The organism is Vibrio sp. 1978 (genome assembly GCF_033344345.1).
On sequence record NZ_JAWPOP010000834.1, the window covers coordinates 1 to 563 of the forward strand.

At 49.0% G+C, this 563-nt stretch carries 1 protein-coding gene; it reads right to left on the reverse strand.

Going from position 1 to position 563, the window contains the following annotated elements:
- Window positions 1–563, reverse strand: a 563-nt coding sequence (locus R8N49_RS29375; protein WP_318190727.1) for an AbgT family transporter, incomplete at both ends; no start/stop codon positions are given.

Sequence of the window (563 nt, forward strand, 5' to 3'; positions counted from 1 at the left end):
GCGGGTTATATTTGGCGATCAGCGCCAGTACCATCGGAATATATGGATTGGTCGGTGAAATGATGTTGGTGGTGGAGTCGGCAATACGGTAGCCCATTTGCGTAATTTGCGGGTCTACGCCAAGTAACATAAAGAGTGGGATAAATACCGGGGCCATGATCGCCCATTGCGCCGAACCACTAAACACAATCATGTTCATCACGCCAGCAAGCATCATAAACAGCGCCATCATCGCCAGCTTTGGCATCTCGACAGACGAAATCCATTCCGCACCATTCACCGCAATAAAGATAGCTAAATTAGACCACTTAAACCAAGCAATGAACTGGGCAATCACAAATACCAAGACAATGTAGCCGCCAACGCCCTTGAGCGCTTTGGACATCAAGTCAGGAATATCACTGGCTTGTTTGATCGTACCCGCTTTGACGCCGTAAACCACCGCATTCATAAAGAAGAATGCCATGATGATCGGGATAATCCCTTTTAGGAAAGGTGAAGGTACCAAACCGCCGTCTGCATTACGCAGAGGTGAATCGGCTGGCAGCAGGGCGGCCAAAAGC